This window comes from Nocardia wallacei (genome assembly GCF_014466955.1).
GTDB classification, from domain to species: Bacteria; Actinomycetota; Actinomycetes; order Mycobacteriales; family Mycobacteriaceae; genus Nocardia; species Nocardia wallacei.
This window is the reverse complement of the sequence record NZ_AP023396.1, coordinates 6234311-6258227: the sequence shown is the minus strand read 5'-3', so window position 1 is coordinate 6258227 and position 23917 is coordinate 6234311. Positions and strand designations below refer to the sequence as shown.

The 23917-nt window shown below is 63.4% G+C and carries 24 protein-coding genes, 2 tRNA genes and 1 other annotated feature; of the genes, 18 read left to right on the top strand and 8 right to left on the bottom strand.

What is annotated here, in order from left to right:
* Nucleotides 1-46: 46 nt before the first annotated feature.
* Nucleotides 47-1293, bottom strand: a protein-coding gene (locus tag NWFMUON74_RS27865) for an IS3 family transposase (RefSeq protein ID WP_425300524.1) whose coding sequence is annotated in 2 segments (ribosomal slippage) — nucleotides 47-999 and nucleotides 999-1293 — 1248 coding nt in all. Because the reading frame shifts where the segments join, the coding sequence is not laid out codon by codon here.
* Nucleotides 881-1012: a sequence feature (AL1L pseudoknot), on the bottom strand. It overlaps the preceding gene by 132 nt.
* Before the next feature lie 92 nt (nucleotides 1294-1385).
* Here NWFMUON74_RS27865 and NWFMUON74_RS27860 point away from each other — a divergent pair.
* The 3 genes from NWFMUON74_RS27860 to NWFMUON74_RS27850 all read left to right on the top strand — a co-directional run bounded on the left by NWFMUON74_RS27860 (nucleotide 1386) and on the right by NWFMUON74_RS27850 (nucleotide 2664).
* A complete protein-coding gene (locus NWFMUON74_RS27860; protein WP_187684717.1) occupies nucleotides 1386-1664 on the top strand; it encodes a hypothetical protein in 279 nt (92 codons plus the stop codon).
* Nucleotides 1661-1843, top strand: coding sequence for a hypothetical protein (locus NWFMUON74_RS27855; protein ID WP_232110636.1), 183 nt, complete (start codon nucleotides 1661-1663; stop codon nucleotides 1841-1843). Before NWFMUON74_RS27860 ends, NWFMUON74_RS27855 begins: the two co-directional genes overlap by 4 nt.
* 134 nt (nucleotides 1844-1977) lie before the next feature.
* Complete coding sequence (locus NWFMUON74_RS27850) at nucleotides 1978-2664, top strand: histidine phosphatase family protein (protein WP_187684716.1); 687 nt, start codon at nucleotides 1978-1980, stop codon at nucleotides 2662-2664.
* 227 nt (nucleotides 2665-2891) lie between these two features.
* On the opposite strand, the gene NWFMUON74_RS27845 is transcribed toward NWFMUON74_RS27850, so the two are convergent.
* The 3 genes from NWFMUON74_RS27845 to NWFMUON74_RS27835 all read right to left on the bottom strand — a co-directional run bounded on the left by NWFMUON74_RS27845 (nucleotide 2892) and on the right by NWFMUON74_RS27835 (nucleotide 6871).
* A protein-coding gene (locus tag NWFMUON74_RS27845; protein WP_425301314.1) for an IS3 family transposase occupies nucleotides 2892-4156 on the bottom strand; the annotation gives its coding sequence in 2 pieces (ribosomal slippage) (nucleotides 2892-3874 and nucleotides 3874-4156; 1266 coding nt in all).
* Nucleotides 4157-4486: 330 nt separating this feature from the next.
* Nucleotides 4487-6316 (bottom strand): ATP-binding protein, encoded by a 1830-nt coding sequence (locus NWFMUON74_RS27840; RefSeq protein ID WP_187684715.1) that lies wholly within the window; start codon nucleotides 6314-6316, stop codon nucleotides 4487-4489.
* Between the two features lie 18 nt (nucleotides 6317-6334).
* Nucleotides 6335-6871 carry a hypothetical protein gene (locus NWFMUON74_RS27835; RefSeq protein WP_187684714.1) on the bottom strand — a complete coding sequence of 179 codons (537 nt, stop codon included), beginning with the start codon at nucleotides 6869-6871 and terminating at the stop codon, nucleotides 6335-6337.
* Nucleotides 6872-7040: 169 nt separating this feature from the next.
* Here NWFMUON74_RS27835 and NWFMUON74_RS27830 point away from each other — a divergent pair, with 169 nt between their 5' ends.
* From NWFMUON74_RS27830 to NWFMUON74_RS27780, 11 genes are all read left to right on the top strand, one after another.
* Nucleotides 7041-7295, top strand: coding sequence for a hypothetical protein (locus tag NWFMUON74_RS27830; protein ID WP_187684713.1), 255 nt, complete (start codon nucleotides 7041-7043; stop codon nucleotides 7293-7295).
* 103 nt (nucleotides 7296-7398) lie between these two features.
* A complete protein-coding gene (locus tag NWFMUON74_RS27825; RefSeq protein ID WP_187684712.1) occupies nucleotides 7399-8229 on the top strand; it encodes a hypothetical protein in 831 nt (276 codons plus the stop codon).
* Nucleotides 8230-8249: 20 nt separating this feature from the next.
* Nucleotides 8250-9332 (top strand): hypothetical protein, encoded by a 1083-nt coding sequence (locus NWFMUON74_RS27820; protein WP_187684711.1) that lies wholly within the window; start codon nucleotides 8250-8252, stop codon nucleotides 9330-9332.
* Between the two features lie 345 nt (nucleotides 9333-9677).
* Entirely contained in the window at nucleotides 9678-10262 is a 585-nt protein-coding gene (locus NWFMUON74_RS27815) for an MT-A70 family methyltransferase (RefSeq protein ID WP_187684710.1), read from the top strand.
* Nucleotides 10259-10456, top strand: a complete 198-nt coding sequence (locus NWFMUON74_RS27810) for a hypothetical protein (protein WP_187684709.1) — start codon at nucleotides 10259-10261, stop codon at nucleotides 10454-10456. The genes NWFMUON74_RS27815 and NWFMUON74_RS27810 overlap by 4 nt, the downstream gene beginning before the upstream one ends.
* Before the next feature lie 153 nt (nucleotides 10457-10609).
* Nucleotides 10610-10822, top strand: coding sequence for a hypothetical protein (locus NWFMUON74_RS27805; protein WP_187684708.1), 213 nt, complete (start codon nucleotides 10610-10612; stop codon nucleotides 10820-10822).
* On the top strand, nucleotides 10819-12996 hold the full coding sequence (locus NWFMUON74_RS27800; protein ID WP_187684707.1) for a type IV secretory system conjugative DNA transfer family protein: 2178 nt from the start codon (nucleotides 10819-10821) through the stop codon (nucleotides 12994-12996). Before NWFMUON74_RS27805 ends, NWFMUON74_RS27800 begins: the two co-directional genes overlap by 4 nt.
* A 166-nt stretch (nucleotides 12997-13162) precedes the next feature.
* Nucleotides 13163-14086, top strand: a complete 924-nt coding sequence (locus NWFMUON74_RS27795) for a replication-relaxation family protein (protein ID WP_187684706.1) — start codon at nucleotides 13163-13165, stop codon at nucleotides 14084-14086.
* On the top strand, nucleotides 14076-14561 hold the full coding sequence (locus NWFMUON74_RS27790; RefSeq protein ID WP_187684705.1) for a hypothetical protein: 486 nt from the start codon (nucleotides 14076-14078) through the stop codon (nucleotides 14559-14561). Before NWFMUON74_RS27795 ends, NWFMUON74_RS27790 begins: the two co-directional genes overlap by 11 nt.
* A 209-nt stretch (nucleotides 14562-14770) precedes the next feature.
* Nucleotides 14771-15163: a recombinase family protein gene (locus tag NWFMUON74_RS27785; RefSeq protein WP_187684704.1), complete on the top strand. Its 393-nt coding sequence runs from the start codon at nucleotides 14771-14773 to the stop codon at nucleotides 15161-15163.
* 44 nt (nucleotides 15164-15207) lie between these two features.
* Nucleotides 15208-16731: a recombinase family protein gene (locus NWFMUON74_RS27780; RefSeq protein ID WP_187684703.1), complete on the top strand. Its 1524-nt coding sequence runs from the start codon at nucleotides 15208-15210 to the stop codon at nucleotides 16729-16731.
* A 276-nt stretch (nucleotides 16732-17007) separates the two neighbouring features.
* Here NWFMUON74_RS27780 and NWFMUON74_RS27775 read toward each other — a convergent pair.
* Nucleotides 17008-17083, bottom strand: a tRNA-Lys gene (locus NWFMUON74_RS27775).
* A 315-nt stretch (nucleotides 17084-17398) separates the two neighbouring features.
* Between NWFMUON74_RS27775 and NWFMUON74_RS27770 the strand changes: the two genes are divergently transcribed.
* The 3 genes from NWFMUON74_RS27770 to NWFMUON74_RS27760 all read left to right on the top strand — a co-directional run bounded on the left by NWFMUON74_RS27770 (nucleotide 17399) and on the right by NWFMUON74_RS27760 (nucleotide 20717).
* On the top strand, nucleotides 17399-18610 hold the full coding sequence (locus NWFMUON74_RS27770; RefSeq protein ID WP_187684702.1) for a L,D-transpeptidase: 1212 nt from the start codon (nucleotides 17399-17401) through the stop codon (nucleotides 18608-18610).
* Nucleotides 18611-18704: 94 nt separating this feature from the next.
* Complete coding sequence (locus NWFMUON74_RS27765) at nucleotides 18705-20048, top strand: DUF2252 domain-containing protein (protein ID WP_187684701.1); 1344 nt, start codon at nucleotides 18705-18707, stop codon at nucleotides 20046-20048.
* Nucleotides 20049-20189: 141 nt separating this feature from the next.
* Complete coding sequence (locus NWFMUON74_RS27760; protein WP_187684700.1) at nucleotides 20190-20717, top strand: hypothetical protein; 528 nt, start codon at nucleotides 20190-20192, stop codon at nucleotides 20715-20717.
* A 49-nt stretch (nucleotides 20718-20766) separates the two neighbouring features.
* On the opposite strand, the gene NWFMUON74_RS27755 is transcribed toward NWFMUON74_RS27760, so the two are convergent.
* Complete coding sequence (locus tag NWFMUON74_RS27755) at nucleotides 20767-22314, bottom strand: PucR family transcriptional regulator (RefSeq protein ID WP_187684699.1); 1548 nt, start codon at nucleotides 22312-22314, stop codon at nucleotides 20767-20769.
* Between the two features lie 187 nt (nucleotides 22315-22501).
* On the opposite strand from NWFMUON74_RS27755, the gene NWFMUON74_RS27750 reads away from it, so the two are divergent.
* Nucleotides 22502-22837, top strand: a complete 336-nt coding sequence (locus NWFMUON74_RS27750; protein WP_187684698.1) for a hypothetical protein — start codon at nucleotides 22502-22504, stop codon at nucleotides 22835-22837.
* Here the strand turns inward: NWFMUON74_RS27750 and NWFMUON74_RS27745 are convergent.
* Nucleotides 22829-22901 (bottom strand) — tRNA-His (locus NWFMUON74_RS27745). The genes NWFMUON74_RS27750 and NWFMUON74_RS27745 overlap by 9 nt on opposite strands.
* 53 nt (nucleotides 22902-22954) lie before the next feature.
* The gene (gene orn / locus NWFMUON74_RS27740) at nucleotides 22955-23569 is read right to left on the bottom strand and encodes an oligoribonuclease (RefSeq protein ID WP_187689465.1); all 615 of its coding nucleotides are present in this window, start codon (nucleotides 23567-23569) and stop codon (nucleotides 22955-22957) included.
* Nucleotides 23570-23917: the final 348 nt, after the last annotated feature.

Here is a 23917-nt window from a genome sequence, read left to right as displayed (position 1 = left end):
CCATCTGGCGCCGGTGAACCGTCCTGGATCCGGTGGAGACTCGGGTTCAGGCCACCTCGGCTGAGATGCTCTGTTGATGGTAGAGGTGTTCGTATTCGACCGGCGGCAGGTAGCCGATCGACGAGTGGAGGCGCTGGGTGTTGTACCAGTGCACCCAGGAGGCCGTTTCCCGTTCGAGTTCGGCCCGGCCGGTGAAGGCCGGATGCCGGTCGATCAGCTCGGTCTTGTAGAGCCCGATCGCCGATTCCATCAGGGCATTATCGAGGGCATCCCCAACGCTGCCAATGGATCCGGCGATCTCGGAGTCACGCAGTGTTTCGGTGAAAGCCAGCGATGTGTATTGACTACCGGCGTCGGAGTGATGCACCAAACCTGTTGCAGTGAAACGGAAATCAGTTCTGCGACGGGTGAATAATGCCTGTTCGAGCACCGATGTCACCAAAGGTGTTGTCTTACTGGTCATCACCCGCCATCCGAGGATGCGGCGTGAGTACACGTCGACACAGAACGCGGTGTAGCAGAACCCGGAAACCGTCCAGCAGTAGGTGAAATCGGCGACCCACCACTGATCCGGCCGTGCCGGTTGCGACCAGGCCCGCCCGATCAAATCCGGATACCGTGCAGGCTGGTCGCGGTCTCGTTCGGTGGTGACTGTCGTGCGCCGCCCACGCACGATGCCGTCGAGACCGGCCAGCCGCATCAGGCGCGCAACCTGGTCGCGGCCGAGATCGTGACCGGCGCGGCAGGCCGCGTGCCAGAGCTTGCGCACCCCATAGACGCGCCGGTTGGCCGTCCACAGGTCGAACAACACGCTGGCCGCATGCGCGTCGGACCAGACCGCAGCGCTGATGCCGCGTTTGCGCGCGGCGTAGTAGGTGGACGGGGCGATCTTGACCCCGTGCTCGGTGAGCACGCGGCAGATCGGGTCGACCCCGAACCGGTCCCGGTGAGCGTCGATGTAGTCGACGATCACCGCAGTCGGCGGTCGACCTCCGCCGCCGCGAAAAACGCACTCGCAGTCCGCAAAATATCGTTGGCCCTTCGCAATTCGGCCACCTCGCGGCGCAGCACCTTCAACTCCTCGGACTCCGACACGGTCACCGGAGCCGGAGCAGCAGCCGGTTGCTCGGCCTTCTCGACCCAGTTCCGCAACGTCGCCGGCTTGATATCCAGCAACGCGCCCACATGCCGGCGCGCGGCCGCCATCGACTCACCGTGCTCACGGATCCGGTCCTGGTACATCCTCACCGCTCGCGCACGAGTCTCCTCGTCGAACTTCCGTGGTGCACCCATGACTGACAGTCTCCCTTGCTAAATCGGGAGTCTCCAACCAGTCCAGGACGGTTCACATCGACCGTGAGGCGGGTGGACATACCAAAGTCGTTGTGTACCAGGCAGATGCGCCGCTCAGCCCATCGACGTACGGGCAGTGGGTGTCGTGGTTGGTCTGGAAGTACGTGCTGTATGCCCTGCGGCAGGACGATCCGAAGCACAGCGAGCGGGATGCGGCCGAACTCGGCTGGTGCATTGAGTCGTTCAACGAGCTGGTGACGGCGGTACGGGATGGGCGGCTGCGGTTGCCACCGGAACAGGGACTGGAGGGAGACGGGACGGAGTTTCCGCCACGGCGGGTGTGGCGGAATTCAGGCGGCGAATTGCATTGACCACCAACAGTTTTATAGGGGCCGACAGCCCGCTGGCCGAGCACATGTGCCAGGTGCAGCTGCTGGAGCTGACGCGAACGCGGGCGTTCGAACTGCGCTACGCGCACCGGCACCACCATCCGGACGAGTGCCTCGTCCACCTGGCGGTGGCCGTATTCCTGCTCGATACGGCGGACTGAGCCCGCAGCCGAGGTACGCACCGAGGTGTGCTCGGGGGCCCAACGCTTTCCCTTTGCCTCTGGCGCTGGCCGATCCGTGCCCGGCCGCTGCCCAGCCATCCCGTCTCCCTCACCGAAACGAGAGCCCTATGCCTATGGCCGACTATCCCTGCCGCCTGATCTTGGTCCGGCACGGCGAAGCCCACTGCAACGTCGACAATCTGGTCTGCGGCGAACGCAGTTGCACCGGTCTGACCGAACGCGGACGTCAGCAGGCCGAGATGCTCGGTGAATTCCTGGCTCGAGGAGATGACGGCCGTCGGATTTCGGCGCTGTACAGCACCACAGCGGCACGGGCCCGGCACACGGCAGAAAGTGTGGGTAAGGCACTCGGGCGAACGGTGATCCCGGAGCTGCTGGCACCGAACTACGGTGCGGCCGAGGGGAAGCCGTGGCCGGAGGTGATCGCGGCGTTCGGGCAGACGCCAGCCCTGGCGCCGCATCTGCCGCTCGCTGAAGGAGCGGAATCCTGGATCACGCTGGTGCAGCGGACGGGCCGTGAGCTGGAGGCGATCGTGCGGCGGCACTATGGAGAAACCGTGATGGTAGTAGGACACGAGGAGACGGTGGTGGCTGCGGCGCAGCACTTCCTCCAGCTGTTGCCATGGAGCCGGGCGGAGGTGACGTTCGGGGTGGACTTTACGAGCCAGACGGTGTGGCAGCGGGAACGGCTTAGCTGGTGCGATCCTGAAGCGGAACGGTGGCGGTGGCGGTTGGTGCGGGCGAATGATGTGGGGCATCTGGGGGAGACGGTCAGGCCGTCACCGATGTATGTGTCTTGAGCGCGATGTCGCCGTTTCTCGGGATTCTGTGGCCCGCATCGGTGTTCTTTGCGGCAGTGCTGGGTTTCCGGATCGGGGTGTGGTGGAGGGGAACCCAGCTGCGCGGCAGGCATGAGTTCAGCCCGCGCCGAAGAATCCATGGCCGTCACAGTGACGATGCTTCGGCGTACGTCGAAGCAGGGACATCCGACGATACTGAGGTGAATCCCCCCGGTGAGTCCGGAGACTTACTGGTGTGACAGCCCGGCGGGTTGCTGGGCTGGATTCTGAGCGTAGTGGGCAGCCTCCATCTCCGCCGGTGGGATATCCCCGCAGTACTGGTAAAGGCGTCGGTGATTGAACCAATCCACCCATTCGGCGGTGGCGAACTCGACATGGTCGAGGGTGCGCCAGGGCCCGCGGGGTTTGATCAGCTCGGTCTTGTACAGACCGTTCACGGTCTCGGCGAGGGCGTTATCGAAGCTCGAGCCCACCGCGCCTACGCTGGGCTGGATCCCGGCCTCGGCGAGCCGTTCCGACAGCGCAATAGATGTATATTGCGATCCCCTATCCGTATGGTGCACAACATCTTTCACGCTCCAGCCGGAACGTTCCCGAGTCCAGATCGCGTGCTCGATCGCATCGAGCACCAACCCGGTGGTCATCGACGTCGACGTCCGCCAGCCGAGAATACGGCGCGCATAAGCGTCGATCACGAATGCCACGTACACCCACCCGGACCACGTCGACACATACGTGATGTCGGCGACCCAGAGCCGGTTCGGCGCCGCCGGCGCGAACTTGCGTTGCACCAGGTCTGCGGGCCGCTCGGCGGCCGGATCGGCGATCGTGGTGCGTTTGACCCGGCCCCTGGTTACCCCGCGCAGCCCGAGTTCGCGCATCAACCGCTCGACGGTGCAGCGGGCCACCTGGTGACCTTCCCGGTTCAGCTGCAGCCACACCTTCCGCGCCCCGTAGACACCGAAGTTCTCACGGTGCACCCGGGAAATCTCGACCTTCAGCTCCTCGTCGCGTTCCTCACGCTTCGTGGGAACTCGCTTGCGATACTCGTAATACGTTGAGGGGGCGAGGTTTACGCCAAGCTCGCACAGCGTGGCGCAGATAGACTCCACACCCCACACAAGGCCGCCGACTTCCCGGTGGCCCTGGTGTTCGGTGACGAACCTGCAGATCAGCGCTGTGGCCGGTCTATCTCGGCCGCGAAGAAAGCAGACGCTGCCTTCAGAATTGCGTTGGCGCGCTTGAGTTCTGCGTTCTCGCGCCGCAGCCGCTTCAGCTCGGCCGACTCCTCAGTCGTGACGCCCGGGCGGGCGCACTCGTCGATCTCGGCTCGGCGCACCCACGTCCTGACTGTTTCCGGATGCCCGACCCCCAGCAACTCGGCGACCGCGCCCATCGCGGCCCACTCCGACGGATGCTGCTCCCGGATCTCGGCGAACATCCGCACGGCCCGCTCACGCAACTCGGCCGGGTACTTCTTCCTCGACGACACGACTACATCCTCTCCAAGAGATGAAGTCTCCGGACATGCCGGGGGGATTCAGAGGCGTGGATGAGCGCTGTGACTGATCCGATCCAGCCACTGCCGGCGATAAGGACGGCTCAGCGACGGTGGCGGGACGATGAGGACACGGAGGTGCTGCCGCGGTTGCAGGACATCCGGCCGCCTACGCGGGCGACGCCGATTCGACGGCCGCCGTGGGTGGGGAGATGAGCGTTGCAGGCCATATTGAGCTGGTCTTTCGGAGAATCCGGGCGTGTCACTGCGGTCGTCTGAATATTGCGTGTATTCCGGTCGTTTGGTGCAAAAGCGTCCGCGTATTCAGCCTTCCGAACCGTCAGGTTCATAGCCCATCACTGACCCCATTAGCGCCTCAACCATCCTAAGACCGAAGTGTAGGTGACGTGCCACCCACAAACCTTCGTCGTCGCTACGAATCAGCGCATCAAAAACGTGTGCGGTGAGTTCATGAATAGACAGACCGCGATCGTCGGGGAACAGCCATCCCAACTTCGAGCCGGAGTGTATGTCTACCAGGCCAAAATTGGAAAGAAGTTTCAGTGAGTTTTCTACCTCAACATACGTCGATGGCTTCACCTGGGACAGGTCGAACTTATCAACCTTCCAGGATTTTATCCCGTATGACGTCCCGCCGCTGGGTGGATCGTACCTCAATTCATATCTAGCCGTATCCGCCTCATGTATTGGTTCGAATTCGATAGGCGGCTTATTGTTGGACTCCCATATGTAGAACAGGAATGGTATGGGGGTGTCGTGCAGATACCCGCCGAACGCCATAATGGTTGCAGCCTTCGGGTATATCTCTATTATTTGCTGCAGGAGATATCGGTAGTGCGCCCCGACGCTTCGATTGAATTCATCAGAAGCGCCGTCGATGAACTTGATGAATTCTCCCGGCTTGTCGATGTCGCTCAGATACGAAGATATGGACTTGTTCAGCGCGCGCATCGTTCTGCAAGCTTGATCGAGGAGTATCGCCCGGCTGTATAGCTTGTCTCGAAGCTGTGCACAGTCTTCATCGGAAGCGTTTGGCAGATGGTGACGGATCAAATCAAAGCACTCCTCCTCGTCCAGATCGGGTATTTTTAGAATGTAATTACTAGGCACATGCTTCGGCGGTGGCCTTCGCGATACGATGATTACCATCGAGGATAGTTCGGCAGGCATGGCTAGTTCGGGAAGGGTATCCGCTTCGTGGTTTTCAATGACCACATAGGACCCGATATTTCTCTTCTTCAAGAGTTCCCAGAACTGAAGCCGCACCTCGTCATCGTTCCGAGAGATTTCAACTCCGTGTGCCTGAAGCACCGAGACCAGCTGCCTATGCAGCTTACGCGAATCGGTCGGATCTATTGCGCAGTCGACCCAGACGGTATCAACACCACTCTCTTGGAGGAGGCTGCGAACCAAGATGCTTTTACCGACGCCGGGATCGCCATGTATCCACACTAGTCGGGATGATCCGAGACCTATTGTGGTTCGTAGCCTGCTCATCAGATCGGGGCGGCTTACCAAGTACTTTTCGTCGTCTACTAATTGGACCGACGATATACGCAGCCTGGCAGCAACTACTTCGTCTCGTAGCTTAAGCAGGGCGCGGGCGATATCATCGCGGATGACCCGCATCATGCGAATCTCCGATGACTCCGCCACCGCCTCAAGTCCAGCTATCTGAAGCACCGCAGGTCGGTAGTCGTTTCTGAAGGTTAAGACTTTATCAGTATTTTCGGAAATTCCTTGAAGCTTCAGCACTTCACTGTCGTTGAAACCATAAAGAATCGCCGCGCATAGACGTTCTTGCTTGCCTTTCCATAGATTACTCCTCCCAATGTCTAGGGAATCCTCTGCCTCACGACCAGTGAAATATTCAGGAACAAACTCGTCGATCGCCTGGCGCAGTGTATCTCTAAAGGCTGGATGTGATTGACTTTTCCAGCGCTCTTCGCCAACGATTTCTTTGATCACAGCCGCGAGAGTCCGGTACTTGCTGCGCTCGTCAACTCCACCTGCCACGGTGAACGCACGGTCGACGTAAGGATTAACGAACTTTAGGTCTTCTGCTAGCCGTTCGAGCTCTGACTTCGGCTTCTGCGGACGGTGCACAACCATAGTATGCCCGACGCTCGTCATGAACGGTAGGGAAAGGCGCTACCGATTTGGGTCGGCTGCCCGCAACTCGTCTTCACCACCGGCGAGAATGTAGTGGTAGTTGAAGTCGGCTATTTGGCCATCTGTCAACCGATCCCGTATTAATTTTTCGGCGGCTCTCTCAGCGCCATCTGTGGCAATGGCAGTGCCATAGCTGCGGTCGGTAATGAATCGTATGAGCGTGTCGCGTACAAATGGGTAATCTTGGTCGACTAAACCGCTCACTGCATTCGCCGGAAGATCCCAGTCCTCTTCTATGTCACTATTCGCGCATTTTTCGACAATGCGCTTGACCCGGTCCGGTTGCCGCTCTGCAAGCTGCCGCAATGACATCCAGATATTTTCACTGATGCTGTCGCCCACCACCATTGCATTGAAGCCATCCTCTTCTCGATACTCTCCCCGGTTTGCGGCAACACCAATGCCACGGTGGAGCACAATAATTTGCTCATCAGTCATCACATCAAGATTAAAGAAGGATACTTCCGGTGTTCGTTCTCTTTCCGGAGCAGATGATGATGGTAATTCGTGCGACATACTTCACTATTGAATTAATCATCTTCGACCTTTCTTGTCAACGGCTTTGACGGTCAGGCGACGGTGACCGTCAAGAGCTTGATGGTCAACGCTCTGGCACCGTCGTGGGCTTGAGTGCGAATCTGGATATGACCTTTTAGTACAGACGCAAACATAGGAGCTCCGGTCAATGAATCCAGAATCTGCCCGCAAACTTCCCCCGGCCACCGACCGGGTGCTCGACGTCCCCGAAGGGGACTACCCGGACGTCGCCAGCGAGATCATCTACTTCATCCGCGACCGGATGGAGCAGTTCCGCGACGAGCTCAACGAGTTCGTCGAACCGCGTGAGTACGCCGCTCCGACGACCGTGCTTCAGGCTCGTGTGCTGAACGGTCTCCTCGATTACGAGTTTCGGCAGTGGCTCAAGTACTGCGAACGGTGATGTCCTCGACGGGCGCGGTGCCGGGTAGCAGCCCGGCACCGCGCCCTACCACTCAAACCTCTCCCGCATCCCGAACTTCCACATTCAGACAAGGAGTATCCAAGTGGAATCCATAACTCTACCTGCGGCAGCCTGGAACAGGCTGTCGTTCTTCATGCGCGCCGCAACGCTCGCGTTCATCGCCGTCCTGCTGGCGGTGACCATGATCGGCTGTTCGTCCGGCACCGCGCCGCACGACCTGGCCGAGGCCAAGCAGATCGTAGCCAGTTGCCCGGAAGGGCGGCAGATTGCCGGGCGGGCCGCCATCGACGTGAGCGGCAGCCGTCGCACGGTGGCAGCCGACGACGGTCGCCTCGACCCAGTCCGTGAACTCGTTCGCCGGGCCGCAGTCTGCGGCGGGCACCTGCGGGTCGACGCCTTCTCGGGATCGTCGGCCGCGACTGCGGCGGTGTACGACGGCGATCTGCACCTGCCGGGTGCTACTGAGAATGCCCGGCTTCGGCGTGAGCCGGCAGTGACGGACTCCGTGATGGCGGAGGTGTCGAAGAACCTGCCTGCCGCGAGTGCCAAGCTCCCGGCAGGGGGAACGGACGTCATTGCTCAACTGGGCCTTAGCGCCGAGTATGTGCGGCAGCTCGATCCGGACGGTAGCCGCTATGTGCTGCATACGGTCATCACGACCGATGGCGCGCAGACCGAGCGCGTGGTGCTGGCGGACCCTGCGTTGATGCCGGAGCGGGCGGTGCAGCTGGCGGACCGCCTTCCGGCGCCGGATCTTTCGGGTGCTGACGTCCGCCTGACGGATATCGGGAAGGTGGCGGGGCCGCCGCCGTCGACTTCGTACGTCGATGCGTTGAAGGCGTTCTACGCCGCGTTCTGTGCGAAGACTCATGCGGCGCGCTGCGTCGTGGTGACCGACGGTGCGGGGCGGTAGCCGTGCATCGAAATACGTTGGTGCAGCGTCTGAAGCGGGCTGTCGGTGGTCCGTCCGAACTGGAGGTGGAGGCGCGCCAGACGCGCATCCATCCCGTCGAAGGAGCGGCGGCTGTGCCGCGGCCGAACAATGTGGCGGAGTTCTACGTCGAGAAGCGGTTCGACGACCTTGGAGCGGAACAGCTCCAGATCCACGTCGCCGCTGGTGAGCGGAAGGCGCTTCGTGCTTCGGCCACCGCGGCCGGGTTCGAGTCCGCCCGCCAATCGACGCAAGACCTGGTGGCTGCCAATTGGTCGTTGGTGACGGCGGCGCGGGATCGCTATGCCCGCGTGGCAGCCGTGCTGAGCCCGTTCGCAAAGCGGAAGCACGGATCTCGCTGGGGATACGTGCTGGCTTTGCTGTTGCTGCTTCTCGGGGACATTGCGGGCCTCGGCGGCGCGGCCATCTCCTACGGCGAGGTGCCCGCGCTGGCCGTGATGCAGGCCGTCTCCGCCAGCGTCGCCACCGTGCTGGCCGGGATGGTCGGCACCGAGGCCAAGTATCTGAAACAGGCCCAGGAACGGCAAAAGGACGACGGCACGCTGACGCCGGAGCACGAACCGTATCGGGCGCTGCTGCTCGGGCCGCTGGCCGGTCGGAAGTACGTGATGGTCGCGTCGACGATCGCGGCCCTGATCGCCCTCTTCGTCGCGGTGGGCATCTTCGCCCTGCGCGCCGCCATCGAGGGGCAGACTGCCGGATATGTCTTCGGCGGCTTGGCGATTGGCATCGCGCTGGGGAGCTGGATCAACAGCTATCGGCATGCCGACGCGGTCGCCGACAAGATCGAAGCAGCCCGGCAGGAGTATCGGCGAGAGCTTCGGGCTCATGCGCGACTGTCGAGGTCATGGCCGCTGGTGTGGGCCGAACAGGCGCGGGAACGAGCGCAGCGCATCAGGTTGCGGTATTCCTTGGAAGGTCAGGCAGCGCATGCCCAGGTGATGGCGTCCAAACATCTTGCGCTGCACCAGAACCCGGCGGTCGCCGGTCACGGGCCAGCTGCCAGCGAGATCGGGCGCAAGCCGCGGCTTGCCCTGAGCAACGGCAACTCCTCGGTCGGCTGACTCCGCTTCACCGATTCCGAGGCTGATACGGCCACAGTCCCTCTCGCACTATCGATCGAGTGAATACGGAAGTGGCCGAATTAGTCACCGTTTCAGCGCCGCGTGTTGAGGATCGAACAACGCGCAAAGCGCTACCACATGCGAGCACAAGTCGTCGGCGGTCAGTACGTATGGTCCGTCCGCGATGCTCGGTCGCACCGGGCGACACGTCACCCGGTCGGACGGTTGAGCCGTCCAACGCATAGATATTAACTAAAGGTATTGCAGCGCGCCCCGTTAATTCGGGCCCAGTCATCGGCTTTCCCGGGGTTCGCGCGCTCGAAAGCAGTTATAAGGAGAATGGATATGACCGACCAATTGAACTATTCGATGAAGCCACACCGTTACAAGTGTGTGCTTGCCGACCCTCCCTGGGATGTCCATCAGAAGGGTCACCGCGGCGCCGACCAGCATTACAACTTGATGACTCTCCGCGAAATCAAGGCGATGCCAGTGACCGATTTGGTCGAGTCCGATAGCCATTGCTGGTTGTGGGTGACGAATGCAACTTTGCGAGATGGCTACGACGTACTCGAAGCCTGGGGATTCACGCCACGGTCGCCTCTGACCTGGATTAAGACGAGACTAGGCTTGGGTGTTTATCTCCGAAATATGTCTGAGCACATCCTGCTCGGTACCAGAGGCGCTGCGCCGGTCAACTTCCGGGGGCAACCGACCTGGACCTTCGCGCCGGTACAAGATCACAGCCACAAGCCCGAGGAGCAATACGCGATCATCGAGCGGGTCAGCGGCGGCCCCTATCTGGAACTGTTTGCCCGCCGTCGTCAGCCTGGTTGGGATGCCTGGGGCAATGAGATCGACTCCGACATTGTGATTCCGGGTTACCCCGTGCCCTCGGACGCGAAGCACGACAGGGGTGTGCCGCGATGAGCGACTCGGAACACAAGGATCCGATCAAGTGGTTCTTCAGAGCTTGCCTGATGGTGTTGTTTGGCGTCGTGGCCCTGTCGATGACGATCGACATACTAATTCAAATCTGGCCGTGGCTGGTGGGTGTCGGCATTCTCGTCGGCATCGTGGTGGTCGGTATCGAGGTATGGCGGGCGCGGAGACAGCCATGGTAGTTATTAACTGTTGCTTAAAGACGACTGGTTTTGTGTTGTGGAATCCACAAACTTCGTTGTATCGCTCGTCAGCTTCCGTCATAGATGGAATAGGAACCACTGCCGCTTTTTCGACGGGTCATCGGTGGACACGTCGTGGGAAGGGGGACAGTCGTGGGTAATTCGAAACGCAGATATCGGAAGAACTCCGATCGTCGCATCTATGTCCGGGGCGAACGCCACGATCCGCCCGACACCTACCTGCTGGCCCGAGCCCTGTTCGACATGGCCGAGGAGATGGCAGTAGTGACGCAGGAGAACCAGCGAACTGACCAAAGCGACGACAGTGCGAACGACGGTACTGATCAGTCGGAGGAACGAATATGACTGAGCCACTGGTCTTTTCGCAGCTGTACTTGCCTCGACCGCTGAGTGTCGAGGATATCGTCCGGCCATTCGGCCGTCTGGCAGCCGACATGGGTTCACCTCGTATTGCGTTGGAGTGTCGCGCCGATTCGAAGGGCACTCGCCACCTGCTGGGCACCGAGGCGGAACACGTTGTGTGGGTTCACCGCACACTGAGTGACCTCCTGCCCGGCCTAACGATGCTGCCGCTCACGCCAGAACGACCGCGCACCAACGTGGCGACCGCTGCGAGCGTCTCGTCCCGCCCTGGCTCGCTGGGATTGCTGGAAGCGAAGGCTGACGTCACGACCGCCGCACTGCTCTCCGCGCTGAACGCCAAACTGCTTCCGGGTGAGCAACTGGTCGTGCAACTCCTCTTGGGTCCGACCATTGCCGGCCATACCGTGCGCGGCCACATCCCGGATCCCGGGCAATCGCTCTGGCGGACCGTCACCAAGGGCACGCAACCGGCACCCTCCGGCATTGCCAAGACCATCGAGCACCGCCTGGCGCACAACGGCTTCCGCGCTTCGCTGCGCCTAGGTATCACGGCAGCGTCCAAGGGACGGACCAAACGGCTCGGCACCGGCTTACTCGGGGCGCTATCCAACGCGAAGCCGCCCGACGTTGCTCTCGTGGCCGCACGGATACGGCCTTCCGGTATCGACAGGGCCGAAGCGCCGAAACGCTGGCCTCTGCGCCTCACGGCGGCCGAACTGCCCTGCGTGATGGGATGGCCACTTGGCGGCGCCGAGTTGCCTGGCGTGGCGCCGGTACACCCGAAGTTGCTGCTGCCCAGGCGCATGCCATCCGAAACGAGGCGGCTCATCGGACACACTGCTCTTCCGGGCACCGAGATACCGATCGGGATCAGCGCCCGAGATTCATTGATGCATCAAATAATTCTCGGTCCTACGGGTTCCGGGAAGAGCACGGTGCTCCAGGCGCAGATAAGGGCCGATGTCGAAGCCGGTCATGCCCTGCTGGTGATCGACCCGAAGAAACAGCTGATCGACGACATCGTCGAACGCTGCATACCAGCAGACCAGATGGACCGCGTGGTAATAATCGACCCAGCCGATCCGCAGGCGCCTGGTTTCAATCCGCTCGATGTCGGCGACCGTGATCCCGATGTGGTGGTCGACGGACTGCTGGCCGTGTTCAAGGCGGTATTCGCGGATGGCTGGGGACCGCGGACCGAGGACGTCTTCCTGGCGAGCCTGCTGACGCTGGCGCGAGCCGGACAGCGGCGCGGTGAACCGTTCACGCTGCTGGATATGCCCAGGCTGCTCACTGATGAACACGTCCGACGCTCGGCCATCGGCAAAGTTGGCGATGACGAAGTGCTCGAAGGCTTTTGGGCTTCTTACAACGATCTCTCACCCGCTGCCCAAGCCGCCATGATCGCCGCGCCGATGAACAAACTGCGCCGGTATCTGCTGCGGCCGTCCGTAGCGCGCATGCTCGGTCAAGCTCGGCCGCAGTATCGCTTTCGAGATATCTTCCGCGACAACAAGGTTGTGCTGATCGCCCTCAATGACGGACTCATTGGCCCGATCACAGCGCAGCTCATCGGCAGCCTGTTTGTATCCGAAGCGTGGATGGCAACCTTGGAGCGCGCCAGCGAGGACCAGCCGATGAATCGGCCCGGCTTCGTCGTGGTTGATGAATGCCAGAACTTCGTGCACCTACCGACGTCGTTCGGTGATGCGCTCTCTCAATCCAGGTCGTACGGCGTCGCCTGGCTACTGGCTCATCAATCGCGGAAGCAGATGCCACCCGAACTGCTCGAATCGGTGGACTCGAACGCTCGTACCAAGGTGATCTTTCGGTTGGAGAGCGCCAAGGATGCGGCCGACATCGCCAAGCTGGCGCCGGAACTCGACGCCGCTGACATCCAGAAGCTGCCCCAGCACCACGCCTACGCACGTGTCGTGACCGATGGTGAGTCGAGCGGCTGGACGGCGATCAAGACACTGCCGCCGCCGCCCACCACTGGACTGGCTTCACAGATCCGCGCGACCAGCCGCCAGCGATACGGCAACACTGACCCCGCCGCGGAATCGACAGCGATCCATAGGGCGGACGCGACCGAACGTCCAATCGCGGTGGGGCGCAAGCGCCGCACGACACCGCGTGAGGGAGGTGAAGCATGACGCTCACGGGGGCAGACGAAGGGACGAGACGATGTCCGGCCGCCCTTCCGACCGCATGGCTCTCGCCTCGTCGTTCTCCGGGGTCGTTCGGCCTCCTTCCTCCCTTTGGGGATGTGACTGACCGCTGGTTCAGCGGTCTCAGTCGGCCCGTGCCTGGAGTCGGCCGATGACTCGCCCTGCTGAACAATCTCCGATTCGCCGACGGACCGGCCCTCGCCAGCTGGGCACACTGCGTGAACGCCTCTCGCGGCGCGATCTGGCGGCGCTGGAAGACGTCGAGCAGTTCTGTCTGCTCACTACGCGCCAGCTTCAGCGACTCCACTTCGCCGAAGGTCACAGCTCCATCGGGGCAGCAACACGGGCGTGTACCCGAGTGCTCGGCCGGCTGGCCGCGGATGGCTTGATCGTCGCGCTCAACGACCAGAAGCGCCGCAAGGGCGGCACCCGGCGCGGGTCGGATCAGCTGGTATGGCAACTGGCATCACGAGGGGACCTGCTGCTGCGCCACCTGCGGTCCGGAGGGCACCGCAAGCGCTACACCGCGCCGTCGCGCGAATTCATCCAGCACACCCTCGCTGTCAGCGAACTGGGAGTTGTCCTGCGCGAAGCCGCCATGCGCGGCGATATCGAACTAGTGAACCTCGCGGTCGAAGGTGCTGCCCACCAGTACTACGTCGGTCGGCAGGGAACACGAGCCGCGCTCAAACCGGACCTCCACGCGATTACGGCAGGTGTCGAATACGAGCACCATTGGTTCATCGAGTTGGACCGAGGGACTGAACGGGGACCGCATCTGCGGCGCAAACTCGACGCCTATACGAGATATTTCAATAGTGGACGCTATCAGACCGAGCACGGTTTATTCCCGTCAGTGCTGTGGGTAGTGCCAGACATCAGGCGCGGCCAGCAGCTGGCCCGGCTCATCGAGGCGACCGAATCAATCCGTACCGAGCTGTTTCAAGTCTGTACCTGCGACGGGTTTCTTGAAGAAATCATAACCAGGACAGTCGGCAACGAGGAAGCGTCTCCGCATGAGATGCGAGCCGCCGTGGCGGACGGTGGAACGGAGGGCGGCGACGATGGGCGGTAATGGAACCAAAGACATCATCGCTTTTGGAATTGCCCGTGCGATAAGTGCGAGGCGTGCGCTGGACGTCACCACAGCGCGTCTGATCGCTGTCGAGCTTGACCGGACGGACACTTATCATCCCGCGCTGTCGGAATTCGTTCACGACGGGGTGGTAGCCGATGCTCTGGTGTCAGAACTCATTCAGTTGGACCTCCGCTCTGAACCTGATGCCGATGATCGTCAACGGTGGGCATGCTGGTTGGCGTCGTACGTGGCAGCTGCGGTCAGGCCGCTGGCGGACGGTGATGCATTCTTTGCGTTTCTTGCCCTGCAACCAGCTCAACCATCCGATGACCTCTATCGCGGTTTCACTGGCGCGTATCGCGGCAGTTTCACGGACGAAGCTCTCGTCCGCGCCGCCATTGCGGACGATCCTGACTTGGAGCGGCACGACGTCGTGCCGTTGTTTGGCAGATTTCACGTATTCGCTCGCTGATCTGCCGAAGATGTAAATTTCGCGCCAAGAACCCTATCCACAAATTGCGGAAAGAGAGTTATCGTTCGGACGGTAGGGAAAAACCGGCCAAAATGGCATAAATTTAACGGGAGGGGAATATGAGAGTGAAGAACATGGACAAAATAGCAGGTGATCACACTATGAGTAAGGATCGCGGATCAGCCGTACTATTTATATCGTTTGCGGCCGTGCCCAAGGATCCCGACAAGAGGATCGAGCGATTTCGTGAGCTTGGGCGACTACGAGCGGACGAGGCGAAGCTGCACTTGGTGCACGAGGTCGTAGAGATGGGCGCGTCGGCAACCACCTTCAAGAACCGCATTGCGTTTCAAGCCGTGCTCAACTACTTCGATGAACATCCGGAGGTGCGTTACCTCATCGTCCCCAGCATCGGACGCCTATCCAAGAACTGGAAAAACCTGCGCCTGATCCTGGAGGAATTCAAGACCAGAAACATCTCCGTCGTCACCTTCGATGGTGTCATCGCTGCCAGCGGGGAAATCGAGGCCAGTATCGGGATGGCAGTGCGGTATCTCACCGAGTCGAAGCAGGATGAGCGCTTCCCGGGAGGCGTGAGATGACAGGGGATCGCGACCAGCCACCCGCGCCGTTCCGGAGTGCATTCGTGGGCGTCGCCGAAGACTGGCAGATGCCGTATATCGCACCCGACGTAGCTGTGGACGACGACATCGCGTTCGTGAGCGACGGGGAAGCGCCGCCCGGCACGAGAACCCTTCTCTACCTTCGTGTATCGACACCAGGCCAGGTGAATACGGACTACGACCCCGAAGGCATCTCGATCCCAGCGCAGCGCGTCGCGGGCCAGCGCAAAGCAGAACAACTGGGGCTCAACATCATTGGTGAGTACATCGAACCTGGGCGGTCAGCCACCGAGATCACTAAGCGCGTCGAGTTTCAGCGCATGCTCGACCGGATCCGACGCGAACGCGACGTGGACTACATCATCGTGTACGAGCTGGCGCGGTTCGCCAGGAACCGGCTCGATGATGCGATCGTCATGGCGGACCTCAGGAAGCGCGGCGTCACGCTGATCAGCGCGACCGAGTCCATCGACGACACCCCCGTCGGCCAGCTGATGCACGGCATCTTGGCCGCGTTCAACGAGTACCGCTCCCGCAAGGATGGTGCCGACGTTTCGTTCAAGATGGGAGAGAAGGCCCGCAAGGGCGGCACCCTCGGGCAGGCGACGATCGGGTACTTGAATGTGCTGCTGCAGACCGAAGACGGCCGCAAGATCCGCACGGTGGAGATTGATCCCGAGCGTGGGCCGCTGGTGGAGCAAGCCTGGAAGCTCTACGCCACCGGCGATTACAGCCTGATCGACATCGAGCGCATCATGCGGGACCGCGGCCTTCGCACTCGCCGCACGCCCAAGCGAGCCCCGAAGCCGGTCACGTCCAAAGAGTGGGCTCGGTTCTTCCGTAGCAACTACTACATCGGCATCGTCACCTACAAGGGCGAGGAGATCCCGGGACGCCATCAGGCGTTGGTGGACGAAGAGACCTTCAACCGCGTACAGCGGGTGCTCGATGAACACGGCGTGGCCGGCGAACGCCGCCGAGTGCACCACCACTATCTCAAGGGCAGCTTGTTCTGCGGCAAGGATCGCATGGAGGGGGTCGTTCGGCGAATGATCATCCAGCGCACCCCCGGCCGACATGGCGGGGACTACTGGTACTTCTTCTGCATCGGCAACCAGAAGAACGCCGGATGCCACTCGCCCCATCTGAACGCCGACAGGGTTGAGGAAGCCGTGGTCGAGCACTACAAGACGATCGCTTTCTCACCAGAGTTCATCGAGGCCATGCGCCTCGCCATCGACAAGATGCTGGCCGAGAGCGAAGCGGCCCAGCGCTTGTACCGGAAGCAGTTGCAGGATCAGCTGAAGGATCTGGACACGCGGGAAACCAACCTGATCGAGCTGGCCGCCGACGGTGAACTACCCCAAGGCAAGATTCGCTCACGGTTGACCGAGATCAAGCGCGATCGGGAGAGATTGGAAGCCGAGCTGGGCAAGGTGCAGCTGGATCTGTCCACCAGCGCTGAGTACCTGCGAAGCTTCCTTGAGCTGCTGCGTGATCCTACCGCCTGTACAAGGGGGCAAGCGACAAGGTGCGCCGCCGCCTGAATCAGGCGATCTTCAAGCGGCTGTACGTGTCCGAGGATAAGGTCACCGACCATGAGTTCCAGCCGATGATCGCCCAACTACATGCGGTCCAGGCGGGATACGCCGCGATGCAGCGCGGCCATGACGAAGCTACAGCCGCAGCTGTGTCCGAGGGAGTCCTCCGGCAACATCTGCCACAAACGCAACTCGCCACCCGGTCGGGTGGCGAGTGTGTCAAACTGGTCACAGCCCTGGCTTGCGCCGTTCATTCGGGCCATGTTTCTAGTAACGGTCTTATGGTGCGCCATCAGGGACTCGAACCCCGAACCCGCTGATTAAGAGTCAGCTGCTCTGCCAATTGAGCTAATGGCGCTGGTGCGTGGGCCGGTGGCGGGGCCCTGGGGGCTCCGTTCCGGTGCGGGGAAAACCATAACAGGCGGGTGTGGGGAAAGTGAAATCGCCTGTTCAGTGCGGGTGGGGAGGAATGGGTCGCCGGGTGGTAACGGATGTGGGCCGGGAACGGATGAAGGGGCAGAGCATGTGGAGGGCCGTCGTGTTTGCGCGTTTCGGGCCCTTCCGGCTGGCAGAATAGGCGGGGCGTGGTCTCGACCGATCCCCGCGAGCGTGGTGGGTTGAGCAGCACGTCGGGGTGGCCCGGCGGCGCCGAGAACATGAAACGGGGTTGGACATGGGCATATGGCGTGGTCGACAGCGGTCGAAGGCGATGCTGGGGGCGGTGGCGCTGCTGTCCGTGCTGGGGCTGGCGGCGACCGCGTGCAGCAATTCGGGAGCCGACGGACCGCAGGCCGCGATCGAGCCCAACCCCGTCGCCGAACTCATCAAGCCCAAGCTCGTGGTGCCGGTCAAGGACGGCGAGGCGGGGGTGTCCCCGGGCGTGCCGTTGCAGATCCGCGCTCAGGACGGCAAGCTCGCCGCGGTGACGCTGACCAATCCGGAGGGCGTCCAGGTGGCGGGGCAGGTCGCGCCGGACGGGCAGTCCTGGCAGGTGGGCGAGCAACTCGGGTTCGGCCGCACCTACCGGTTGCAGGCGGAGGCGGTCGGGCTGGGCGGCAAGACCTCGACCGCGCTGAGTTTCACGACGTTGTCGCCGCGCAACCGCACGCACCCGTGGCTGCTGCCCGGGGAGGACGAGGTGGTCGGCATCGGCCAGCCGGTGGCCGTGCAGTTCGACGAGAACATTCCGGATCGGCGCGCCGCGCAGGACGCGATCAAGATCACAACCAATCCGCCGGTCGAGGGGGCCTTCTACTGGGTGAACAACCGCGAGGTGCGGTGGCGGCCCGAGCATTTCTGGGCGCCGGGCACCCGGATCAATGTCGACGTCAACACTTACGGCAAAGATCTGGGCAACGGCCTGATCGGCGACAGCGACATCCACTCCGCGTTCACCATCGGCGAGCCCACCATCTTCACCGCCGACGACAACACCAAGACGGTCGTGGTGGAGCGCAACGGCGAGGTGATCCGCAGCATGCCGACCTCGATGGGCAAGGCGTCGGCGCCCACCGACAACGGCATCTACATCATCAGCGACCGCTTCGACCACATCATCATGGATTCCTCCACCTACGGTGTCGCGGCGACCGGGCCCGACGGCTACCGTACACCCGTCGACTACGCGACCCGGATGTCCTACAGCGGCATCTTCATGCACTCCGCCCCGTGGTCACTGGGCGCGCAGGGTTATTCGAACACCAGCCACGGCTGCCTGAATCTCAGCCCCGCCGACGCGCGCTGGGTCTACGAGAATGCCAAACGCGGCGATATCGCCATCGTGAAGAACACCATCGGCGACACGCTGTCGGGCATCGACGGGCTCGGCGACTGGAACATCCCGTGGTCGGAGTGGAAGGCCGGCAACGCCGACAGCAGCTGGTGACGATGTGATCCCGGCGATGCCCGCGCCGCCGCCCGGAACCCCGTTCGCCCGCCGGCACGTTGACGGTCCGAGGGGCTGACAGCGAGGAGCGGGCATGTTCGACCAGTGGCTGGATCCGGAGGAGGCGTACGCCCGCGGCCGCGCGCTGCGTGCCGACGCCGATCACAGCGAACATCGGGAACTCGCACTGCCCGACGACCGTCCGTCGATCGTGGATTTCGTGCACGCGAGCAATGCCGACCGAGTGCCCGAGCTGATTCCGCTGCGGGTCGGGCGCATGCTCGAGTCGCCGTTCGCGTTCTTCCGCGGCAGCGCCGCCCTGATGGCCGGTGATCTCGCCGCGACGCCCAGCAGCGGCCTCACCGCACAGCTGTGCGGTGACGCGCACGCGGCGAACTTCGGGCTGTACGGCACCTCGGACGGTCGAATCGTGATGGACATCAACGACTTCGACGAGACCGCGCCGGGCCCGTGGGAGTGGGATCTGAAGCGCCTGGCCGCCAGCCTGGTGCTGGCCGGACGGGTGGGCGGTGTGTCGGAGAACGGCTGCCGCGAGGCCGCGCACGACGCCGCCCGCAGCTACCGCCGCACCATCGACCACCTGGCGCGGCTGCCGTTCCTGGAATCGTGGACGGCGCTGGGCGACGAGTCGGTGATCGACCGCGTCGAGGCCGACGAACTGCTCGACGACTTCGCCAGGGCCGCCGGGAAGGCGAAGAAGAACACCAGCGCGAAGATCGCGGCGAAGACGACCCGGACCGAGGGCGGGCAGTGGCGGTTCGTCCCCGATCCGCCCGTGCTCACCGAGGTGTCCGCCGCGACGGCCGACGAGGTCGTCGCCGCCCTGGACGATTACGTGGACACCCTGCGCGAGTCGCGAGCGCACCTGGTGCGGCGGTACACGGTCTGCGACGTGGCGTTCCGGGTGGTCGGCACGGGCAGCGTCGGACTGCGCAATTATCTGATCCTGTTGCGCGGCAACGGCGACGAGGCTCTGGTGCTGCAGGCCAAGCAGGCTCGGCCGAGCGCGTTGCAACAGGCGCTGGGCTTGGCGCCGGTGCCGCACGAGGGACGGCGAATCGTGGACGGCGCGCGGCTGGTGCAGGCCGAGACCGACATCCTGCTGGGTTGGGCGACTATCGGCGGGCGCCCGTACATCGTGCGCCAGTTCCGTAATCGCAAGGGCGCCATCGAGGTCACGGAGCTGAAGCGCGACCATCTCGACGACTACGGCCGCCTCGCGGGCGCCCTGCTGGCCCGCGCCCACAGCCGCTCCATCGATCCGCGCGTCCTGGCCGGGTACTGCGCCGACGGCGACAAGATGGATTCGGCGTACGCCCGCTACGCGCTCGACTACGCCGATCGCACCGAGGCCGACCACGAGGAGTTGGTTCGTGCGGTGAAAAGCGGTGCGCTGCCGGCCGTCGAGGAGGACTGACGACTCGGCCGTCCCGGTTCACCGGCGGGTTGCTCCCGCGTCGCGAGCTTTCCCGGTACTGGCTACCTGCTGTCCGGTGAACCTCCGGCCGACCGCGGGTAGGGTTCATCGCGCCGGAATCGGTTGCGGAGTATCGGGAGGGTGACGATGTCGGATGCCTCGGTCGAGGTGCTGTTGGACGACTTCGAGGACAAGGGGAAGTGGGAGATCGCCGGTGATGGGGCGAGCCGTACGCATCTGACCACGTTCGCCGAGGGGGCGCCCGCCAAACGGCCCGGCGTCTACAGCGACGGCGCCGCCGGGGCCGATCATCGGGCGCTGGTGCTGCTGGTCCGTTCCGCGGCCGAGGGGGTGGAGGTCGAGCTGGTGGCCAAACCGGGCCGGGCGCTGTCGATCTCCGGGCAGTTGGAGGCGGTGAATCTGTGGGTACGTACGCCGCACGCCTCGATCGATGTGTACGCGCGCATCGCGGCGGCGGGTGAGTCGCGAGATCTGTTGCTGGGCAACGTTTCCGCGCAGGCCGAGTGGCAGCGCGTGCAGCACCGGGCCGAGACCGCTGTCACCGGGGCCGAATTGCTGGGTCTGCGGGTTCGGCTCACCGAGGTGGTGAAGCGTCAGGGTGAGGTCATGATCCTGCTCGACGATCTTACGGCGCAGACCATATCGTGAGTGTCGAATCCGCTGGCACGCAAAGGCATTGACCCCTCCATGCCAGCGACTACTCCACGGGTGAGTCGGGTGCGCGGACCGACAGCGCGATCAACATGGCGACCCGCTGCCGCGGATCGTTCAGGTGTAGTGGGACGATCCGGCTCATCTGGTTGATACGGTTGCGCACGGTGTTGGGGTGTACATCCAACATCCTTGCGGCCGCGGACAATTCGCCGTGTGCCTCCAGCCACGCTTTCAACGTCGGCAGGTAGTGCGTGTCGTTGCGGGCGTCGTACTCCGCCAGTTGCGCGACCGGATCCCGTGCGGGCAGGCGGCCTTTCGACGCCACCGACTTCAATCGCTGGATCAGCACCCGATCCCACGCGGTGTCGTAACAGACCGGAACCGGATCGTCGGAACTCATGTGCAACGCCATGCACTCGTCGGCCTCCTGGCGGCTCGCCGTGACCTCGCGCAGGTTCGCGGGGCCGCCGATTCCGGCGAATATCTCGACGTGCGCGGGCAGCCCGGCGGCCAGGTCCCGGACCCAGCGATAGGCCGGCGCCGGATCGTCCCCGGTGGGCAGCAGGGTGTAGACCGTATTGCCGAACAGCGTGCTGCGCCCGACCCTGGACCAGCCGAATCCGGTGGTGGCGCGTTCGAAGGCGAGCAGGATTCCCGCGTGCCGCTCCAGTTCGGTGTGCGCTTGCAGCGCGATCACGCGCAGGTGTTCGGCCGGTATGCCGAGCTTCCCGGCGACGGCCTCGGCGTCCGGGCTGCCCTCCAAGAGCTGAATCACCAGCTCGGATTCGACCTGCCGTTCCAGATCGGCGCTGACCCGCGACCGCAGCAGATGCAGCGCGACGGTGCGGGCGCCGTCCTCCAGGATCCGCGACTGCGAGGGGGACAGCGGATCCTCGGAGGAGATCCACAGCGACCCGAGCAGTTCGCGACCGGTCCGGACGGCCGCCACCGTGCGTCCGCGCAGTCCGTGGGCGGGCGACGGCGGAATGTGGAACGGGGCGTCGGTGCGGGCGAGATGGTCGAACACACCCTGCTGTTCGAGCAGTCCGCGCACGTGGTCGGGCATGCGGCGGCCGAGGATGGTGTCCAGCCGGACCGGGTCGGTGTCGTGCGGCGTGCTCGAGTACGCCATCACCCGGCACAGCTGGTCCTCGATCGTGACCGGCGCGTCGAGGGTGGCCGCGAGGGTATCGGCGAGGGCGAAAAGGTCGCTCGGCCCGCGGCCCGATTCGGTCTCGCGGCCCTCCAGCACCAATCCGTAGACGACCGAGGCGATCTGGCTCCACGACACCGCCGGATCCGCGAGAAGCAGTGCGGTACCGGCCTTTTCGAGAGTCTCGAGGAGAGCTCGGCTGGGCTGCTCGGTGGTGCGGGCGACGACGAGCATGGCGCGCGTGCGCGTGGCCAGGGTGACGGCCTCGCGCAGGTCGGCGATGCCCACGGCGAGGAAGACATCCCCGACGGCGGAGTGCGGTCGTACCGGATCGTGCACCGTCACACTGTGCAACTCGGCGCCGCGTGCCGCCGCGTGCCCGTGCAGCCGGGTGCCGTACCTGCCCAGGATATTGATCAGGCGATCCAACTTGACCATCGCTACCGACCGCTACTCCTGCTGCACGAAACTCACACCGCCTCCGTCGACTGTACGGCATCCCCAACGACACTCGGGCAGATTGTGCGAATCGGACAATCTCATCCGGTCGCCGGTGGGTCACTCTGACTGTGGAGGTCGGCAAGTGCGCCGCATCGCGGTCGATCGAAAAAGGTGAGGGCAGAGAATGTATTCGTCACAACTGCTACAGCTCGTCGGTGTGGCAGCCGCATTCTCGTATGTGGTCTGGCTCGTTGTCACTTCACGACAAGTGTCCCGCCGCCGCTGTGAGTTGTGCGGCCACCTGTACGTAGCCCACGACCCGACCGTGGGGGTGTGCCGCGGCCGCGCGGGCGCCTTCCCCGGCGTCGGCCCCGACGACTGGACCCTGTGCGCCTACGACCTGCGCTGCCGCTGCCGCGGCTTCATCACCCTCAGCGACGACATCGGCGCCGAGGTAGGGGACGAAAAAAGCCCGAGTCGACGGATTGACCGCCCGACCCGGGCCTCTCAGGGTGGCTGACGGGACTCGAACCCGCGACAGCCAGGATCACAACCTGGTGCTCTACCAACTGAACTACAGCCACCATTGCCGGTTGCACCGGCGGGCTAGATCGTATCGCGTACCTCGGTGTAGTGCCTAATCGGGTTGCTGAGCTGGGGATTGTCGGCGGGAGAGGAGGTCGGCGGCTACTGCGGCGATGTCGGACGTCGCGGGGCCGGGGGCGGGGACGAAGGCGGTGCGGCGGTAGTACTCGAGTTCGCGGATCGATTCCTTGATGTCGGCCAGGGCGCGGTGGGCGAGGCCCTTCTCGGGCTGGCCGAAATAGATGCGCGGATACCAGCGGCGGCACAGTTCCTTGATGGAGCTGACGTCGATCATGCGGTAGTGCAGATGGGCGTCGAGGTCGGGCATGTCGCGGGCGATGAAGCCGCGGTCGGTGGCGATGGAGTTGCCGGCCAGCGGGACGGTCCGGGGGGTGGGCACGTACTGCTTGACGTAGTCGAGCACCTGTCGCTCGGCCTCGGCCATGGTGACCGTGGAGCGGCGCACCTCCTCGGTGAGGCCGGAGCGGGCGTGCATCTCCTGGACCACCGGCGGCATGGCGGCCAGCGCGGCGTCGTCGGCGTGGATGACGATGTCGACACCGTCGCCGAGAATATTGAGATCGCTGTCGGTCACCAGCGCGGCGACCTCGATCAGCTTGTCGCTGTCCAGCCGCAGGCCGGTCATCTCGCAATCCATCCACACCATGTATTTCTCCGACACCAGGTCGACCTTACAGCTCGGTCGGCAGGCGTTCGGTGCACCGGCGACCCCGCGGGACCTCGGGTGAGTGCGCGCGGCGAGTGCGCTCCGACCACGCATATGCGGGGTGGCGGTGTCGTCTCGGCCGACGAGGGTCGCGGTCGGGTCCCGCGTGGCGGCGGGGTGGTGTCGGGTGTGGTCGGTCGCTGCTGCCGTCGCCGCGCGGCGGTTGCGGGCGCTGCCCGCTTGCCGCCACAGTGTCGCCGTGAAGTTGCTGTGCTGCGGTTGCTCCCGCGCTGGTGTCGTGGGAGATATGGTTTGCGCAGATCCGTGCTTTGATCAGGCGGTCGGCAA